Source organism: Variovorax sp. KBW07 (assembly GCF_003852515.1).
Lineage (GTDB): Bacteria > Pseudomonadota > Gammaproteobacteria > Burkholderiales > Burkholderiaceae_C > Variovorax.
In genome coordinates this window covers 1-322 of sequence record NZ_QAJK01000284.1, presented here as the reverse complement: position 1 = coordinate 322, position 322 = coordinate 1, and the positions used below count along the sequence as shown (strand labels likewise).

At 58.4% G+C, this 322-nt stretch carries 1 pseudogene; it reads left to right on the top strand.

The window, feature by feature from the left end:
• Positions 1-246: pseudogene (locus DBV14_RS33185) on the top strand (tripartite tricarboxylate transporter permease); the annotation flags it as partial.
• Between the last annotated feature and the right edge of the window lie 76 nt (positions 247-322).

Sequence of the window (322 nt, the reverse complement as noted above, 5' to 3'; positions counted from 1 at the left end):
GCCTCGATGTGGATCGGCAACCTGATGCTGATCGTGCTGAACCTGCCGATGATCGGCATCTGGATCAAGCTGCTGACCATTCCCTACAAGTGGCTGTTTCCGTCGATCGTGCTGTTCTGCGCGGTGGGTGTGTATTCGGAGAACAACAACACATTCGACGTGTGGATGGTCGCGATCTTCGGCATCGTGGGCTATGCCTTCCTGAAGCTGAAATGCGAGCCCGCGCCGCTGCTGCTGGGCTTCATCCATACATCACGCTGGCGGCGGTGTTCATTGCGCAGGCCACCAACACGCCGATCTCGATGGCCGACCTGCTGACGAT